Raw genomic sequence first — 18485 nt, 5'->3', positions numbered from 1 at the left:
GATCGAGGTGTGCGGCGTTCGATGTGACATCGGCTGCACCTGCCGATACTGACGTGCCGAAACATTCGGGTGATGGCGGCAGCGGGTCACCGGCGCAGGACTAGCCGTCCTTGCTATCCGATCCCGACGGTGCATAGAGCCAGACCAGCAGCGCGCAGATGGCCAGCAACAGCACCTTGGCGAAAAACGTCGGCGCGAACGCGACCAGCACGAGAAAACACACGAGCCAGATGATCTCGGCCGTCAGCGAAACCACGCGTTTCTTCACGTCATCTCCTTGGTCTGCCAGGCGGCAACGCCGCGCCGTGCGCGCGACCCAAGGACATATATTGGCACTATTAATGCGTCGGCGAAATTCTTTCTGATGCTTTCAACCTGTGGCGCCGATACCGAAGCTGTCTTCGTCGTCGACCGCATCGGGATCGCCGCCCAGCGAGCGGATACAGTCGTCGAGAAACTCCATCGTGACGACTTCGTATTCCATCGTGCCCGGCGTGCAATCTTCCGGATTCAGTTTCCCGCATGCCTTGCGAATCGCACGCACGCTACCTTCGACCGCCTGAGCGACGCGCCACATGGGATCGTCGGGTGTCAACCTGTCAAGTTCATTTGCTTTCATGAACCGGATATCGGCGTTCGCCATTCAAGCTTGAGCATAAAAACGCGCTTTATGCGCGGTGTGTCATGAAACTGAAGCATATCTCTAACGCGACGTTGCACGCAGTCTGTTGCCGGCATCGTGAGCGAGTTTTACATAGCCATACACCGATGCAATAGTTAGCGCGCCCGCGCATAAAAACGCGAAGCGGAAATCATCGAGTGTGAATGGCTGCGCGTGTCCCGTGCCGTTGATCGACGCCGCCGCGCGCAAAGCCAGGGCGCCGAACGCGATGCCGAGGCCGATGCTCATCTGCGCTGCCGCGTTCCATAGCGTGTTGGCCGCGCTGGTCTGTTCCTTGGGGACATCGGCGTAGGCGAGCGTCGCCAGCGTCGAGAATTGCAGCGAGCGCGCCAGCCCGTAGATGAACACGACCACCAGCACCCACGCGAGCGGCGACGTGGGCGTCAGCGTGCCGCAGACGATCGTGAACACACCCGCCACCGCGCTGCCCGTTATCGCCACGCGCCGGAAGCCGTACCGTTGCAGGATCAGCGTGGTCAGCGCCTTCATGCCGAGGTTGCCGGTGGCGCTCACCAGTAGCAGCAAGCCCGATTTAAACGCCGTCAAGCCGAAGCCGATCTGGAACAACAGCGGCAATAAATACGGCACGGCGCCGATGCCGATGCGCGTCAGCGTCCCCGTGACGACGGTCACGGAAAAAGTTGGAATGCGCAGCGTGGTGACGTCGATCAACGGATGCGGGCGGCGGCGCGCCTGATGGAACGCGACCACACCGATAGCAAGACCGAGCGCGATGATGCCAAGCCCGATCAGAGGATTCATGTCCGGCTGGCTGGCCACGTCCGCGCCATACAGGATGGCCGTCAAGGTCAGGCCGCTCAGCACGAGGCCGAGTGCATCGAACGGACGGCGTTCGTCGCTGCGCAGGTTAGGCACCCACTTGAGCACGGCCACCAGCACGACGAGACAGACGGGCAGATTGAGCAGGAAGATCCAGCGCCACGATGCGTACGTGGTGATAAAGCCGCCGATGGGCGGCCCGACCACGGGCGCGACGATGCCGGGCCATGTGATGGTCGAAATCGCCTGCATCAGCTGCTTGCGGTCGATGCTGCGCACCACGGTCAGCCGTCCCACCGGCACCATCAGCGCGCCGCCGATGCCTTGCAGCACGCGCGCAGCGGTAAATTCGACCGTGTTCTGTGAAATGCCGCATAGCAGCGACGCGAGCGTGAACGTGACGATGGCCGAGAAGAACACGCTGCGCGAGCCGAAGCGGTCCGCGACCCAGCCGCTCGCGGGAATGAAGATGGCCAGCGCGATCATGTAGGCGCTCATGCCGAGGCTCAGCGCATTTGGACTCGTGCCGAACGAGTGCGCCATCTGCGGCAGCGCCGTCGCGATGATGGTGGTGTCGAGATACTCCATGAAGAAGGTCGCGGCGACGACGTAAGGCAGCGGCCCGAGTGAACCTGCGTGTGATGACGAGTCTTTCATGAGTGGAATGGCGGGTACATGGCAAAGGCGGCATGACAGGTGCGGCGCAAACAGGACGGCAGTACGCGCACGGCGGTACGCGATCGTACGATGACTGCGGCCGTTCTGCAAAAGAGCCGGGCAACGCAGGTCAGCTTCGATCGAATGATGCGACCGCCACGGGCGGGATCGTGGTTGAATGGGCGGTCTTCATCGAGCGCGGGAGTTTCGCATGCCAAAAATCGACCTTGCCGACGTGCCTGAGCTTCAGGGCACGGGTTATCCGCCGCCCTTTGCAGCAAAGAGCGCCGAACGCATTCGCCAGCGGCTCGGGGACGCGGGCGGGCTGATCGATTTCGGCGTGAATCTGATGCGCCTGCCGCCGGGCAACTGGTCGAGCCAGCGACATTGGCATTCGGAAGAGGACGAGTTCGTCTACGTGCTCGAAGGCGAGCTCACGCTGATCGAAGACGGTGGCGAAACCCTGCTGCGCGCAGGCGACTGCGCGGCGTTTCCCAAGAACTCGGGTAACGGCCATCACCTGATCAACCGCTCGAACGCGACGGCTGTCTACCTCGAAGCCGGATCGCGTTCACCGACGGATGTCACCACCTGCTCCGACGTCGACATGATGAGTCCGAGCACGGACGGCCGTTTCCTGCACAAGGACGGCACGCCGTATTGAGGCGGCTTATTGCACGCTATCGCGCTTCATTGCGCGGCAGTCAGCTTGAGGCTTGGCCGTGCGTTGTCGAGGCTGAGATCTTGCGGGAGTTTGCGGCGGTCCGATACCTGCTCGATGCCCGTTTTTGCAACCTGTTCGCAGAACGCGATGCGGGATCGGTAATAGTCGGCCTGCAACTGTGCATCGAGAACCCGTTGCTCCGCCTGGAAGAGACCCATTCGAAGTTCGCTCAAGGCACGCTCGGCCTGTTTTTCGGGAGTCGGGGCGTGATGGGAAATGAGATTTGCAAGCCAGTTAAGCATGTGCGTACCCTCCGGTACTCAGACACCTGGTCGAATTTCTTTGCCAGTGCGCGCCCGTATAGAAACGCGCGCTGTCGGATTAAGACTAACAAAAACCAGGCTGCTACTGTGTGACCTTCCGCACCTGTTGCAAAAATGTCGAATGCTCACCAGACGACGCGCGTTTTTGGCAGCGCAGCCTTGAGATCGTCGACGTTGCGTGCTTTGGTGCCGTACAGCACGAGCTCGCGTAAACCCGTCAATCCCTTCAGCACGTCCACGTCTTCGACGGGCGTGTTTGCAAGGTACAACTCCTGTAAATTCGTCAAACCCTTCAGCGCGTCGATGTTGCGAACTCTCGTGCGGAAAAGGTTGAGCATGCGCAGGTTCTTCAGATTGCCCAAGGCGTCGATGTTGTCGACGCGGGTGTCGGCGAGATTCAGGCGTTGCAGTGCGGCAAGGTTCTTCAGTGCATCGATGTTCGTGACCTGCGTGCGCGCGAGCACGAGCGTGTCGAGCTGGCTCGCGCCACGCAGCGCATCGATATCGTCGACCTTGGAGCCGTCGAGTACGAGCGTCTTCAGCGCGGTCATATTGCTGATCACATCGATGTCGCGCAGCGGCGTGTTCGCGAGATACAGCGCCTGCATGTCGCGCAGCGTTTTCAGTGCGCCGATGCTGTCGACCTGCGTTTCGTTGAGGTCGAGCGTCTTGAGCGAAGTGAGCTGACTGAGCGCATCGATATTGCGCACGTTGCGCGCGCCGCCGAGTTTCAACGTGTCGAGATGCGGCAGATCTTCAATCGGATCGAGATCGCGCACCTGCGTGTCGCGCAGATCGAGTTGCCGGAGATCGGTGAGATTTTTTAGTACGTCGAGATTGGAAACACGCGTATCCCAGAGGTTCAGCGATTGCAGGCCGGTCAATCCCTTCAGCGCGTCGATATTTTCGACTTCCGTGCGATGGAGCACGAGGCGCCTGAGCGAGTGCATGTCCTTGAGCGCGTCGATGTTCCAGACTGGCGTGCCTGTCAGGTCGAGTGCATCCAGGCTGTCGAGATCTTTCAGTGCATCGAGATTGTCGATCTGCGTGTTGGCGAGATTCAGTTCGATCTTGCGATCGGAGTCTTTCAGATGCGGAATGGCCGCCGCGACTTCAGAGGCCGACAGCGTGGGTTTCGCGCGCAAGGACAGGCACGCGGTATCGGCGGGTGCAGCCGAACCGTCGCTTTCGCTGCAGGTGGCCTTGATGAATCCGAGTTCGGCAAGCGCGCGTTCGTCCGGGCTTTTGCGGCCCGTGCTGAACACGGTGAACAGAACGACGAGCACCACGACGATCGCCGCGCCGATGGCCCACGGCGTCAGGCGGCGCCACGTGGATGCTTGCAGGTCTTCGTTATCGGTATGGGTGCTTGTCGGCGGCGTATCGGACACAGGCGGCTCCGTGGAGTCTGGCTTTCTCCTTTATACACGAAGCGCGCTGCGCAGCCGTTACGCGTGAGAAGCCGCGACGCGCTCGGCCAGCTTCGCGTCGTAACTCGAATGAACGTGCACGCGTTTTTTCTCGGGAAACGCATAGGTATAGGCCTTCCGAAGCGCGAGCGAAGCCTCGTGAAAGCCGGAAAGAATCAGCTTCTGCTTGTTCGGATAACCGGCGATATCGCCTGCCGCGAAGATGCCTGGGCAGGTGCTTTCGTAGTTCGACGTGTCGACCTTGATGCGCCCGCCTTGCACTTCGAAGCCCCAGTGCGCGATCGGTCCGAGATCGGCTACGAGGCCGAACAGCACCAGCAGATAATCGGCTGCGAGTGGCGAGGAACCTTCGGCGTGCCGGATCTCGACGGATTCGAGTTGCCCGTTGGGTGCACTCAGGCTCGCGATCGAGCCGACCACGAAATCCATTTCGCCTGCTTCGACCGCGCGGCGCATGCTGGCCACGCTCGAATCCGTTGCGCTAAAGCCGTTGCGCCGATGCACGAGCGTGACGTGCCGGGCGACCGTGCGCAGCGCCAACGCCCAGTCGAGCGCGGAGTCTCCGCCGCCTGCCACGATCACGTTCTTGCCGGCGAAAGCGTCGACGTTGGGCACGCTGTAGTGAACATGACGGCCTTCCAGTTGCACGGCTTCTTCGAGCGGCAAACGCTGTGGCACGAATGAACCGTTGCCTGCTGCGATGAGAATGGCGGCTGCATCGAAGGTCAGTCCTTTATCCGTGCGTGCGAGCCAGCGACCGTTTTCCTGCCGCTCGACTGTTTCGACGCGATGTCCGAGATGGATCGGCGGTTCGAAAGGGCGGCACTGTTCCAGCAGCCGGTCGACCAGTTCGCGCGCGGTGCACACGGGCAGCGCGGGAATGTCGTAGATCGGCTTGTCGGGATACAGCTCGATGCACTGGCCGCCCACGCGCTCGATGTTATCGACGATATGACTCGACAGGCCAATCACGCCTGCCTCGAATGCGGCGAAGAGTCCCACCGGTCCCGCGCCGATGATCAGCACATCTGTGCTGATGGGTGAAGCGGGCGAAGTATCTGCGGGAGTGGTCATGAGTCGTCCTTGCGCGTATCGATGAAGTCGTGAGCGTTGATTTACGGTCTCACGATACAGACGCCCGCATGCTGCGGCAACGAAGCCACCATGACGGACAGGGACAAGCCTGCCCGTTTTTTTCATTGTCCCAATGACGGAAAATATTGCCGTTTTATTCGATTTAACACTCTTGCATATGGCACTGATAATTCTCGATTAAAAGAATAAAGGGGAATTAACAGGGAGTTTATTCTTTCGGTGAATGCGCGGATTCACACGTGAGAATGAGATTTTTTAGCGTCATCCTGGGACGTTTTATGTGGCTCCCGCAGATGTGCACGCTAAACGGGAAAGGCAGATTCTCTCTCTGCGATGTTGAATCCAGAAAGAATGATGTTATTTCTGCCGCGACCTGCGCTGTTAATCCTCCGCTGCCGACAACCAGTCACTAGCTGCGCGATGCGGATCAAAGGCGGGAATATTTACCGTCATCAATCATCAAAACGGGGCACTCATCGATAGACCATCTCGCGACGTCCAGTGGCGTTTGCTAAGGATGGCGAATCGAATTGCGCAGCCTGTGGTCTTTTGACAATCCGCTAGCCGTTGTTTCTTCGAACTCATTTGCCCGCATGCGGCCGGCAGTGGATTGAATTGTCATGGTTAAACGTCGTCGATTTCTTGGTATGGTGACCGCAGCTGGCGGCAGCTATGTGCTGACTGCATGCGGCGGCGGAGGAGGCGGTTCGGGCGGCGAAGGCAGCGCGTCCAGCGCGAGCGCAGCGACCAGCAGCACGACATCGGGCACGTCCTCAGTTACTACGACAGGCACCACGTCAGGCACGACCTCGGCAACCGCTGCGAGCGGCACGACAACGAACACGTCGAACGGCGCCACGTCAGGCTCATCGAAGCCCACCACAGGCTCCCTTGCATCGGCAAACGGCTCGGCGATTCCTCCTGACACGTCGATCACGGACACGCAGGGCGCGCTCTGGACCCTCGTCAACGGCTCGGTGTATCGCAACGGCATCATGGCGGGCAACACTTATAACGTGACGCTGCTGCTGTGGTATGGCAACGGCGTCTATCACCAGGGCACGGGCGGGCAGTTCTATGGCTGGAACGGCACTACATGGCTCGCCGTCAACGATCCACGCCTTGGCGGCACGTCCGCCGACGGCATGACGATTCCGTCGGCGTCCTATCTCATCGACAAGGTGGGTGCGCTCTGGACAGTTTCCGGCGGCAGAGTGTTGCGCAATAACGCGTACGTCGGCGTGACGTCCAATGTTGCGCTATTGCTGTGGTACGGCGGGAAGATGTGGTATCAGTCGACAGGCGGTCAGTTCTACGTATGCACGGATCTAGATCTATGGCTCGCGTGCACTGATCCGCGCATCGCCGTCGCTGCGACACGCGGCTCGTTTCACGGCATCAACGGTCATTACGATTACCGTTATACGGCAGCACAGGTCGTGCAGATCATGATGAACATGGGCTGTTCGACGTATCGCGTCGGCTGCACCGATGATCCCGTGCAACTCAATGCTGTCATTGCGCTCGCGCGGGCGTTTCAGTCGGCGGGTCTGACCTTGTTCGTGCTCGTCAACATCGGCGTGCGCGATACGAATGGCGTGGTGTTCGCAAGCGAAACAATCGCGTACAACCGTGGTCGCGCTTGTGGTGCGACCGTCGCAGCGGCGCTCGCGCCCTACGGCGTCGTGATGTATGAGTGCGGTAACGAACTGACACGCGACAGCGCGATCATTCTCGATTCGACCAACGCCGGGAGCAAGGCAGCCGACTTCAGCAACGTCAACTGGCCGATCATGCGTGGCGTGATGCGCGGCATGATCGACGGCGTGAAGTCGGCGCAGCCAGCAGCGAAATGCGGGATCAACTTCTGTGTCGCCGACATCGGCGCTGCCGACGCGTTGTGGGACGGAAAGCAACCCGATGGCACGAGTGGCTACCCGACCGTGCGATGGGACATGACCACATGGCACAACTATGAGGTCTACGGCGACATCTTCGACATCGGCACCGACGGCGCAGGTCCAGGCTTCGATCTGCCTACATACTGCAAGGCCCGTTATGGCGTGCCGTTTCTGCTCACCGAATGGAACACGGGGCCGGAAAAGACGCAGGCCTATCGCGCGAATTACATCACTGCGCGCTATGCAACCTACTATCAGGCAAGAAAGACGAAGAACGTGCAGTCGGTGATGTACTACGTGCTCGATAGCGGCGATGCAACCTATGGCGTGATGATCGACGGCGTGCCGTTAAATCTTCCGTATAACGCGTTTGTCAGTTTCGTCGCGAGTCATCCGGATAATTGAGCAAGAGTTTCTGGTGACTGCAATACGCTCGCATTGAACGAAAAATTTGCCGATTTAACATATTTCGTTCCGCGAAATTTGCACGCGCTACACGACAATTTTTCAAAACGTCGATTACGCATTTTTCAAAACCTCCGATGCCACGCCACTTATCCGAGTGGCATGGATGCTGCTAATTCGATGCGCCATGCATTGAATGTCCATTGCGAACGGTTGGCAAGTACAACTCGAACGATGGGCTGAGGACAACGCGCCTCATCACCAGTCAGCCCGGAGGCGACGATGCTCGACGCAGCGCTCCTGCGCAAAGATCTCGCGCCAACCATCAGACAGAAGAATCTGTCTGCATCCGGCTTCGCACGAGGCGGCGCCGGCGTCGTGCCGTGCGCGCTCGTGTATGTGGAGACCGATAGCGCGGGCAGTCCGAACTGTGAAAGCGGTAATCCGTTCTGCTATCTCGAGCAGGCCATTACGCTGAATCGCAGCATGCGGGCGGTCGGTCTGCCGACACTGACCGTCGCGACGAATGTCGCCGATGAAGTCGTGCGTTATCTCGACAAGGTCGATGTCGACTCGCGTCCTCATGTACTGCAACTTGCGCCATCGCGGCTCGACTTGCCGAAGCACACGCGCTTTTATAGCGCGCATTTCAAGCTCGACATGATGGAGCAGCTCGGAGCGATGTTGCCGGACGGCGTCATGCTGATGGTGCTCGACACCGACATGCTCGCGCTCAGGCGAGTCAACGAGGCGCTGCTGCAGCGCTGCCAGACGATAGGCGTGGGCGCATTTGACATTTCGGATCAGGAGTTCTCTGCGTATGGCGATGGCCGCGTGATCGCCGACCTCGAAACCGTAGCGGGTACACGCCTGAAAAATCCACGCTGGTTCGGCGGCGAAGTGTTACTCGCGTCTGCCGCATTCATCAGAGAACTGGTGCCGCGCGCGCATGATTGCTTTCAGCGCTATCTGCGCGCGATACACGAGCTCAATCACCACGGCGATGAGGCATTTATTTCTGCCGCGCTCAATCTGCTTGCCGACGACGGGCATCCGATCATCGATCTGGGCGCGCATCGTGTCGTTGGACGTCACTGGTCGGGCAACACACATCGCGATCTGCGCTGGTTTAAAGGGTGTTCGCTGTTGCATCTGCCCGGCTGCAAGCGCCTGCTCGAACGTCAGGCGCGGCGTCCGGCATTCAGCGCGGCGCACGTCTGGCGCAGCCTCGTGTTCAGACACGAACTCAATCGCACGGTATGGCCGCTCCGACGCTGGATGCGCTCGCAGGTGCGGCCCCGATTGCAGCGTCGCGCAAATGCGACAGCCGCGAGGATCGACGTGCTAGTGCTCGATCCGAATGCGAGGCGTTTGTCGCTACTGGTCTTATTTCACAGGGCATGCAGGTGATGCCCGCGCTCACGACGCAAGACGCTCGCATGGAAGCAAGGCGTCTCAATCCGCGTGTGATTGTTAGTTCGAGTCCAATCGGTGCTGCTGATACAGAAGAACTGTTGGGTAGCGCATCGAGTGACGAATTCCGTCCCGTGATGATCGGGTTCTCGACCGACGATGCGCGGCTCGACTGGACGCGATGGGACCGCTGGTTTCCGCGATCCGCCGATCCATCCGACGTCGTGACAGCCGTTACGCAAGCGCTCGGCCCCAGATAGAGGGCACGTTCGAAGAGTTTTTCGTTTTGCGTTTAAGCGAGCGACTTAAACGTTCGTCTTAGTAGTCATTGCATGCGCAGGCATGCCACACCAAGCACGCGGGAGAGACCATGTTCGTCGAAAATAACTTGCAATGGATACCACACCGACAAAGCAGTACAGCGTCGGGCACGCACCGTATCGCCTTCGTACTCACTGACTCGTGCGATCTGCTCGGCGTGGGCGCGATTGCAGAGGCGCTCGAATGTGCGTGCTCGCTCGCGAAGGATGAATCTGCGCGTCAGTACGAGATGCAGTTTCTGTCGGATGGCGGCGGACGGATCAAATGCGATCGCTCGATGTATGTCTCGACGGATGATTTGCCTCGCCTTGGGGATGCGCGATTTTCGCGGATCTTCGTCGCGGGCGGCGAGCATGCCAGAGCGGCTTGCGATGCACCTGAGTTAGGCGCGTGGCTGCAACGGATGCGGTCCAACGGCACGCCCGTCAGGTTTCTTGCGACGGGCTTCGAGACGTCGAACGTGACAGAAGCTCACGGTGCCGTCAGCGGATATGAGCAGGCACGCCGCAGAAGGGCGCAATTGGGCAATGCCGTTAAAGCCGCGTTTGAGGTCATACGTGCGGATTTCGGTGATGCGGTTGCGCACGAAGCGATGCGCCGCACGGCCTTCGTCGATGCAAGCGAATGGCTGTCACCAGCTGTCGATGTCCTTAATACCGCGGGCGACCGTATCCGTGCAGCGGCGCGCTGGCTTCAGCAGAACTGTCATCGCGCTGTCAGCGTCGCCGAAGCGGCCGAAGCGTGCGCGATGAGCCAGCGCACGCTGCTTCGAAACTTTCAGGCCTACATCGGCGCATCGCCTTCCGAGTATCTGCAACGTGTGCGGCTCGAACGTGCGTGTGAACTGCTCGCAGAAACTTCGCTGCCTGCGGACAAGGTCGCGCGGCGCGTCGGCCTGACGAACGGCGACAGACTCGGCAAGCTGTTCCGCCGCTGCGTGGGCCGTTCGCCGACCGAGTACCGCGCATGGATGCGCGGCAAAACGGATGCGAATGAAATGGATGACAGTGGGTTGAATCCACTCGCCACATGTACCGCCGATCAACTCACGCTCGCTACCTGTGATAATTGAACCGTAATAGGCGGCGTGGTGAATAGTGCCGCGCCGCCGCATTTTTATCCGCGTGAAATTGAAAGGCTAAATCACGCGCGATTCGAGTTGAACCCCATTTCATCGCCCACTTCCAGGGTCGATACAGAAATAATATTCTCGGGGCGATAAATTTTGCGTCATTCACGACGCATTTTCCCTTCGGTAATTGTGACGCTTTCGGTAAAAGCGACGCCACCGCCTTCGCGCGCGCGGATTTCCAATCAAGCAATACCCGTAATGCGCAGAACAATCAGGATCACAAAAATACCTCATAGGGTCACATTGACCGAAATTCGCGCGTGAGAAATTCTCGCGGAAAACCACAAAGGCGAATTTCCTTTCCAGAAAGTTCTGGTCGGAAGAATCCTGCTAATTGTCCGATGAAGTTAATTTCCGGTGTAATTCGCCGCTTCACTTGCGTATTATTTACCCCGGTCGAAAGGACATGTGCGAACAAATTGCCGGACGTCTTTCTCCCGGCAAAGAGTGAAACGTTTGCGCAATGCACAAGGACGGTTGGCAGTAGTGGCAACACGCTAGGGGAATCGTCGGAACCCGCTGGTCAAAGGTATCGCCGGGTTAGATGGTCCGCCTGCAGCCAAGGGGACATCTGACGTAGCATCGCCGCCTCAGGAAGCACGTTGTCGCGGGCGGTTCATACAGCTTTCCCTGTCTACAACACGGGCAACACAGCGTCATTACCAGTAAGGATTGCTGAGTAATGCGGAGTCGCTCGCGCCGCCATTCTGGTTCGAAATCAGGCAGTCAACTATTTGGACTTTTTTTCGAGAACTTTCTCGACAGGGATGCGTTTGCCATGAATAACCGGCGTCAATTTCTAGGCCGTCTCACGGCTCTTGGTGGCAGTTATATCCTCACTGCGTGCGGCGGTGGTTCGGGCGGTCCCGGCGACGTCGCTGGCGATGCGGTGGCGAAGGCCACCGCGCGCGTGGCGGCGTCGGCAAGCGGCGCGACCATTCCGTCGGCCACGTCGATCGTCGACAACTCCGGCGCGACGTGGACCCTGTCGGGCGGCTCCGTGTATCGCAACGGCACGAAAGCGGGCAACAACTACAACGTATCGCTCGTGCTGTTTTATGGCGGCGTGATCTATCACCAGGGTTCGGGCGGCCAGTTCTATTCGTGGAATGGCTCGACGTGGATTGCCTGTAACGATCCGCGCCTTGGCGGTACTTCCCCCGACGGCACGACGATCCCTTCTGCGTCGTACATCCTCGACAAGACGGGCGCGATGTGGACCGTCGTCGGCGGTGTGATCTACAAGAACGGCAAGACGGTCGGCAACACGTATAACGTGTCGCTGCTGCTGTGGTACGGCGGAAAGATCTGGCACAAGGGCACGGGTGGCCAGTTCTATGTGTGCACCGATCTGGGCGCCTGGCTGCCCTGCAACGACCCGCGCAATGCGGCGTCCGTATCGGCGACGGCGGGCATGTTCTATGGCGTCAATGGCCACTACGACTACACCTATACGCCCGCGAAGCTCGTTTCGATCCTGCAGGGCATGGGGTGCAAGAGCTACCGTGTGGGGTGTACCGACGATCCGAACCAGATTGCAGCCGTCGTCAAGATCGCGCAGGCGTTCCAGTCGGCGGGCATCACGCTGCTCGTGCGGATCAACCAGAGCGTCTATGATTCGAACGGCAATGTCTTCACCAGCGAGTCGGCAGCCTACAATCGCGGCCTGCAGGCTGCAATGGCCATCGCCAATGCGCTCAAGGGCTACGGCGTATCGTTCTACGAGTGCGGCAACGAATTGACGCGCCAGAACGCGACGATCCTCGACTTCACCAACGCGGGCACCAAGGCCGTCGACTTCAACAACACGAACTGGCCTGCGATGCGTGGCGTGATGCGCGGCATGATCGATGGCGTGAAGTCGGTTCAGTCGTCGGCGAAGTGCGGCATCAACTTTTGCGTTGCCGATATTGGTGCCGCAGATGCGCTGTGGGACGGCATGCAGCCGGACGGTTCGGGTGGCTATCCGAAGGTGCGCTGGGACGTCACGACGTGGCACAACTACGAGGTGTACGGCGATATCTTCAACATCGGTATCGACGGCTCAGGCCCCGGCTTCGATCTGCCGACCTACTGCAAGGCCCGTTACGGCGTGCCGTTCATCATCACCGAATGGAACACAGGGCCGGAGCAGACGCAGGCCTATCGCGCCAGCTACATCACGACCACGCTCGGCAAGTACTATCAGGCGCGCAAAACGCACAACATCCAGTCGGTGATGTATTACGTGCTCGATAGCGGCAACAACACGTACGGCATTATGACCAACGGCGTTGCGTTGAATCCGCCGTATAGCGCGTTCACGAGTTTCGTTTCGGGCAATGCCGATAGCTGATTCATGTGTGAGTGCTGAAGCGTTTCCCCGTTCCTTCCGTGAACAGGGAAACGCGAAGTCAGATGCTCGTGCTCACATCCAGCAGTTTTCCCCACTCGTAATCGATGTGATCGGGCGTGAAAGGCAACACCCCAGCGCCCGGCGTGAACGTCAACTCTCCAAAGTACACGCGGTTGTCGGGCGCATAGAGGTCGACGCGCACGTAGTCGAAATCTTCCGCCATGATTGCCGCCGCCTTCAGAATGGCTTCCAGATTGTCGGGGCGCGGCGGCGGTACAGCACTGCGCGTATAGGGGCCGATCATCACATCGAGATGACGCCATTGCGCGTCGAACACGTCGCCATGCGTGTGATTGCCGAAGCGGTCCGTAATCAGAAGCACGTACATCAGCGGCCGTCCCGCATGACCACGGAAGCAGTGCACCTTGAAGTCGGCGGGAATGCATCCGTTGTGGTCCAGAAGAAGCGCCTCGAAGAAGATACGCGGTTCGATTCTTCTATAGTGACGCTCGCGAGCCACCCGATAGAATGAAGTGGCCAGCCATTTCTCTGCCAGTTGCGAAAGCCTCTCAAAGGTCGTTTCCGACTTGTTCCGCACAATCTCGACAAATGTACTGCCGTGATTCGCTTTCATCACGAACGCGTCGGGCAGGCTGTCGAATACTTCGCGCGTGAACGCATCAGGTGCGGCGATCAGCGGAATGAGGTGATCTTCTCCGAGTTTTTCGGCAACATATTCGCGAACCGTTAGCTTGTCGGTCAATCGTACATAGCGCGGATCGGGACGCAGATTGCGCTGGAGGATCTTCTCGTTGAACGTGGCGGGATTCACGAGCTTCGGATAACGCCCGATGCACTTCCTGTGCAGGATGCTCAGGAAGAGCGTATCGGGCAATATCAGCTTGGCCTTCTCTTTCATTCTTCTGACCGCGGACTGCGACGGTACAGGGTCTCCCACTATATGATCGTGCAGCACGTCATGCGTGCCGTCGGCATTACCGGGCACGGCTGTCTCCTTCCTTGCGGCAGACGCATTCAGCGCTTCATTGGCCTGCGCATAGTCGGTTATTGGCATCGTTCACGCTCCCTGCGTCCTGCTAGAAAACGGGTTTCATCAGCAAGGCGGATGCTGCAGGTTCCATGGCATCGTCGGTAGCGGCAGGCGTTGGCGTGAGTGATTGATTGCCGTTGCCAAGGTGCCGCAGCGCGCGAAAGCTGGTGGGCGACATGCCGTAGCGCACCTTGAAGATTCGCCCTAGCCGGTTGCCGTCGCCCATGCCGCAACGCCTTGCGATCTTGTCGATAGGTAACTCGGTGTCCATCAGCATCGAGCACACCACTTCGAAACGCGTGCGAAGCAGGTACTCGAGCGGCGTCATGCCAAACTCGACCTTGAAGCGGCGCTGATAATTGCGTTTGCTCATCGCCGCAGATTCCGCGGCCTGGCTGACGGAAATGGCATTGCTGTAGTTCTCTCTGATCCAGCGCGCGGATTCGCGGATTTTTTCAGTCGTGGTCGCGATACCTGAATCATCCACGTCGGGCCGCAAGCGCTGATGCACCTGGGGCTGCATGGCATGCGCGATGCGGCGCGCCGCTTCGGTACTGAGATCGCGTTCGATCTGCACGAGGGCCATTTCAGTCGGAGACGCGCCTGCAGGGCGCGTCTCCGAAAGCCCATCATCGAGCACAAAGACGGGCACGGCAGCGGGCACCGCGGATTGTGCCGGCGTGGCCGACGTATCCGTTTTCTGCCGCAGGCCGGACGGCGCGCCGTTCCCCTGACGCGAAAGCCACGAAACGAGTTGTTCGTTCGACTCCGTCATCGGATCGCCGCTACAGGCGACGAATACCGCGTGAAAATCGCCGAGTTGATAGCGATCGAGTTTTTGCGTCCAGATCGGAAAGCTCGAGCCGCCCGTGACGAATCCACCCGTCTCCGACAGCACCGAGAGCCGATAGGGTGCCTCGACACCAACCTCCTCTTCGAGCCTGTTGGCGAGGCAGAAGGCGTCGCCGATCGCACCCGCAGCGGCCATCGAGCAATGCGGTGCGATGAGCAACCCAATATGCTTTTCAAATTTCGGCTTTTCGCGCCGTTCATCGACACGCAACGGATGCGATTGATAAATCCCATTCACCGTTAGCTCTCCCAATTAATGCGCAACAATTCGACGCAAATCAGAATACAGTAGAGAAAAGAGCCATGCGACCGTTGTCCGATTGGCGCGAACGATGTGGCGAATTCGTTCTGATGTGGGAAAGTTTTACTGTCAGGCGCTGATTCCCTTCCTGGTGTTTTCGCTAATCACGGAAAGAATTTCTGAGAGAAGATGTTCGACTTTGTCGAGTCAAAGCCGAGACATATGCCCCGAGAGGCTTACCCTATAAGGGTCGCAGAGAAGGTAGGGAGTTCGTAAACGAAAATTCGTGTTCGTGTACTGTCACTACCGTTGTGTTACGTGATTTCGCGCGATGCGTATCACTCTGTTACACGAATTTCAGATCGCAACAACTCTTTCTCTGCTGGCTGACGCATGTAACGTGTTCCACGATATCGGCCATTAGCACCCGAATTTAAGCCGGGTTTGTACTAATTCGAATTCTGCGCGTCTATGCTTCGACGCAACATCAATGGAAAAGCGATTGCACGTGGACAAGCCGATTTACGAAATTCGCTAAAGGTGCTTTCAATACGAACGATTTGCTCATGTCGCCGATGCACATGAGCTTTTCGCAATCGCCAGCGTTGGAAAAGGATTCGCATGAATGACACACGCCAGCTTCTCGCTCTTCTCGTCCTGACGTTCTGATACGGCATCAGGCAGCCCGGCTATCTCACGCCTCGCCGGTTGTCATTGCCCGCCGTTCCTGCAACTCATTGTCGGCCCGAGCACGGCTGATCGAGCTTTGTCGCGCGCTGCCCAGCGGCCTTGTGCCGCCGGCCGGCCGTGGTGTGCTCACGTGCCTCGCCGCCTGCTCGGCCAACCGCAAATCAAAGGATGATTCCCGTGGATTATTACCCCTCGAACTCGCTACCTGTCGCCCCTGAGGTGGAGCGCGGGCAACTTACCGCCCGGGAGATGCTCAACCTGTTGCGGGACCACATCTGGGAAATCGTGGCGGCCACGGTCGTGGTCTTTCTGCTCGCCGTCGCCTATCAACTGATCGCGACGCCGATCTATTCGGCGGACGTGCTCGTGCGCGTCGATCCACCCGAACCTAATGCGTTGGGCCTCGCGTTGCAGACTCAGGAAGCATTGCCGCCGCCCGCACCGTCACCCAGCGCGGAGATGGGTGTGATGCGTAGCCGCGCCGTGCTAGATCCTGTGATCGACCGATACCGCTTCGATATTTCGGTGAAGCCGCGCCGCATTCCCGTTCTCGGCGACATTGCAGACAAGTTCGCGACGCCTGGTGAGCCGAACGGCGCATGGCTCGGTTTGAAGTCGTTTGCGTGGGGCGGTGAGGTCGTGAAGTTCGGCTATCTGAACGTGCCGGCGAATCTCGAAGAAGAAAAGCTCAGTCTCGTGGCGCTCGGCGACGGTGCGTATGAGTTGCTCGGACCGTCGGGCGAATTGCTGATCAAGGGAGCAGTCGGCAAACCTGTCGAAGCCAACGGCATATCGGTGCTGATCAACCAGCTTGCCGCGCGGCCTGACACGCGCTTTGAAGTGATCCGCTGGAACGAACTGGATGCGACCAAACGCTTCACGGATGTCGTGAAGATCACTGACAAGGTGAAGGACTCGGGACTGATCCAGATCGAGTACGCGGACAAGAGTCCTGCAAAAGCGGCAGAAGTCGCGAATGCACTGGGACAGCAATATCTCGCTGCTGCCGTGGCCGGCCGCCAGTTGAACGACACGCAGACGCTGAACTTCATCAAGGGCGAGTTGCCGCGCCTGCTCGCCGATTTGCGCAAATCGGAAGAAGCGCTGAAGAGCTTCCGCGCCAAATCCAATTCGATGCAGCCGACCGCCGAGGCGCAATCGTATCTGCAAGGCGGTCTCGATCTCGATCGTCAGATTGCGAGCCTCGAATTGCAGCGTACGCAATTGCTGGACAAGTACGCGCCGGGCAGCCGCTGGATTCAGAGCATCGACACACAACTTGCGCAGTTGAAGCAGACGAAGGCGGAGTTCAATGGCCGCTTTCAGGACATGCCTGCGTCGGAGCGCGAGAGCGTCGATCTGATTCGCGCGCAGAAGGTGGCAGAGACGGTATATATGGGCATGGTGCAGAAGGCCGAGCAACTGACCGTGCGTCGGGCGAGCACGACAGGCGGCGCGCACATTCTGGATGAAGCGGTGCGCCCGCATCGCCCGGTCAAGCCTGATCCGCTGATCGTGCTGCCGGGAGGCTTCGTGCTCGGTCTGGTGGCAGGCGTGGTGCTCGTCTTCATGCGCCGCCACGTGCTGGTCGGCGTGACGGATCCGCGTTATGTGGAGCGCCGCCTGAGTGTGCCGGTGATCGGCGAGGTGCTGTTCAGTCACCAGCAGACGCTGCTCGATCGCGGCTTGCCGGCTGCGGCACGCAGGCCTTTGCCGGGCGCTGCGGGACGCAACGCGATGGCCACGCCACGCGGTCTGGAAGGGAGTGAAGCGACGTCGGGTGAGAAGATCGATCCGTCATTCGGCTACTCGGGCAACAAGATTCTTGCCGAGCGCTTTCCGCACGACGCATCGGTGGAAGCACTCCGCGCCGTGCGCACTGCAATGGCACGCGATCTGGCGCACACGCGCAACAACATCGTGATGGTGACAGGACCGACCACGTCGGCGGGCAAGAGCTTCGTCGCCGCGAATGTCGCGACGTTGCACGCCGAGGCCGGAGCGCGGGTCGCGCTGGTCGACGGCGACATGCGCCGCGGGCATCTTGCCGCTTTCTTCACGCAGAGCAATCGCGGTGGCCTTTCCGAAGTGCTCGCCGAGCGGATGCCGCTGCGCGACGCGTTGCGTAACGTGGGCATCGAAGGCGTGACCTTCATGTCGTGCGGCGCGCGGCCCGAGAACCCTGCTGCACTGCTCACGCGGCCACGCTTCAAGGAAGTACTCGAACGCCTGAGCCATCACTTCGATCTGGTGATCGTCGATACACCACCGTTCCTCGCAGTCACGGACGCGTCGATCATCGCCAACGAGGCAGGTGCATCGCTGCTGGTGTTGCGTTCGGGCATGCAGACCGAAGAGGAAATTGCCGACACGATCAAGAAGATCGAGCGTGCCGGAGGCCGCGTGGCAGGCGCCGTGTTCAACGGTATTCCACTGCGCCGCAGCACGCGCACGTATGGCTACGCGACGAACTACGCGAGTGACTTTGGGGAGGTCGAGACAGCTGCCTGATA

15 protein-coding genes are annotated in these 18485 nt (G+C 59.4%); 7 read left to right on the top strand and 8 right to left on the bottom strand.

Going from position 1 to position 18485, the window contains the following annotated elements; all coding sequences use genetic code 11:
• Positions 1-100: 100 nt before the first annotated feature.
• From DK391_RS44400 to DK391_RS21270, 3 genes are all read right to left on the bottom strand, one after another.
• Positions 101-268, bottom strand: a complete 168-nt coding sequence (locus DK391_RS44400; RefSeq protein ID WP_162600884.1) for a hypothetical protein — start codon at positions 266-268, stop codon at positions 101-103.
• Positions 269-370: 102 nt separating this feature from the next.
• Positions 371-619 carry a hypothetical protein gene (locus DK391_RS21275; protein WP_109479984.1) on the bottom strand — a complete coding sequence of 83 codons (249 nt, stop codon included), beginning with the start codon at positions 617-619 and terminating at the stop codon, positions 371-373.
• Positions 620-703: 84 nt separating this feature from the next.
• Positions 704-2119 carry a DHA2 family efflux MFS transporter permease subunit gene (locus DK391_RS21270; RefSeq protein ID WP_109479983.1) on the bottom strand — a complete coding sequence of 472 codons (1416 nt, stop codon included), beginning with the start codon at positions 2117-2119 and terminating at the stop codon, positions 704-706.
• 211 nt (positions 2120-2330) lie between these two features.
• Here DK391_RS21270 and DK391_RS21265 point away from each other — a divergent pair, with 211 nt between their 5' ends.
• Entirely contained in the window at positions 2331-2783 is a 453-nt protein-coding gene (locus DK391_RS21265; protein ID WP_109479957.1) for a cupin domain-containing protein, read from the top strand.
• A 26-nt stretch (positions 2784-2809) separates the two neighbouring features.
• On the opposite strand, the gene DK391_RS21260 is transcribed toward DK391_RS21265, so the two are convergent.
• From DK391_RS21260 to DK391_RS21250, 3 genes are all read right to left on the bottom strand, one after another.
• The gene (locus DK391_RS21260; RefSeq protein ID WP_239482904.1) at positions 2810-3016 is read right to left on the bottom strand and encodes a hypothetical protein; all 207 of its coding nucleotides are present in this window, start codon (positions 3014-3016) and stop codon (positions 2810-2812) included.
• Between the two features lie 215 nt (positions 3017-3231).
• On the bottom strand, positions 3232-4497 hold the full coding sequence (locus tag DK391_RS21255) for a leucine-rich repeat domain-containing protein (protein WP_109479955.1): 1266 nt from the start codon (positions 4495-4497) through the stop codon (positions 3232-3234).
• 57 nt (positions 4498-4554) lie between these two features.
• Entirely contained in the window at positions 4555-5610 is a 1056-nt protein-coding gene (locus DK391_RS21250) for an NAD(P)/FAD-dependent oxidoreductase (RefSeq protein WP_109479954.1), read from the bottom strand.
• A 641-nt stretch (positions 5611-6251) separates the two neighbouring features.
• On the opposite strand from DK391_RS21250, the gene DK391_RS21245 reads away from it, so the two are divergent.
• The 5 genes from DK391_RS21245 (at position 6252) to DK391_RS21225 (ending at position 13138) form a co-directional block, all read left to right on the top strand.
• Positions 6252-7937: a hypothetical protein gene (locus tag DK391_RS21245; protein ID WP_204117409.1), complete on the top strand. Its 1686-nt coding sequence runs from the start codon at positions 6252-6254 to the stop codon at positions 7935-7937.
• A 282-nt stretch (positions 7938-8219) separates the two neighbouring features.
• Positions 8220-9347, top strand: a complete 1128-nt coding sequence (locus DK391_RS21240) for a response regulator receiver protein (RefSeq protein WP_109479953.1) — start codon at positions 8220-8222, stop codon at positions 9345-9347.
• Positions 9348-9376: 29 nt separating this feature from the next.
• Positions 9377-9610 (top strand): hypothetical protein, encoded by a 234-nt coding sequence (locus tag DK391_RS21235; RefSeq protein WP_162600883.1) that lies wholly within the window; start codon positions 9377-9379, stop codon positions 9608-9610.
• 110 nt (positions 9611-9720) lie between these two features.
• The gene (locus tag DK391_RS21230; RefSeq protein ID WP_109479951.1) at positions 9721-10743 is read left to right on the top strand and encodes a helix-turn-helix domain-containing protein; all 1023 of its coding nucleotides are present in this window, start codon (positions 9721-9723) and stop codon (positions 10741-10743) included.
• An 838-nt stretch (positions 10744-11581) separates the two neighbouring features.
• Positions 11582-13138, top strand: a complete 1557-nt coding sequence (locus DK391_RS21225; protein WP_109479981.1) for a hypothetical protein — start codon at positions 11582-11584, stop codon at positions 13136-13138.
• Positions 13139-13196: 58 nt separating this feature from the next.
• On the opposite strand, the gene DK391_RS21220 is transcribed toward DK391_RS21225, so the two are convergent.
• A complete protein-coding gene (locus DK391_RS21220) occupies positions 13197-14213 on the bottom strand; it encodes an ATP-grasp fold amidoligase family protein (RefSeq protein ID WP_109479950.1) in 1017 nt (338 codons plus the stop codon).
• 22 nt (positions 14214-14235) lie between these two features.
• Entirely contained in the window at positions 14236-15279 is a 1044-nt protein-coding gene (locus tag DK391_RS21215; protein WP_239482903.1) for a helix-turn-helix domain-containing protein, read from the bottom strand.
• Between the two features lie 861 nt (positions 15280-16140).
• On the opposite strand from DK391_RS21215, the gene DK391_RS21210 reads away from it, so the two are divergent.
• Positions 16141-18483 (top strand): polysaccharide biosynthesis tyrosine autokinase, encoded by a 2343-nt coding sequence (locus tag DK391_RS21210; protein WP_239482902.1) that lies wholly within the window; start codon positions 16141-16143, stop codon positions 18481-18483.
• Positions 18484-18485: the final 2 nt, after the last annotated feature.

This window comes from Paraburkholderia sp. C35, from assembly GCF_003121405.1.
In the GTDB taxonomy this organism is placed as follows: Bacteria; Pseudomonadota; Gammaproteobacteria; order Burkholderiales; family Burkholderiaceae; genus Paraburkholderia.
The sequence above is the reverse complement of the archived record's forward strand: the minus strand, read 5'-3'. Positions and strand labels throughout refer to the sequence as shown.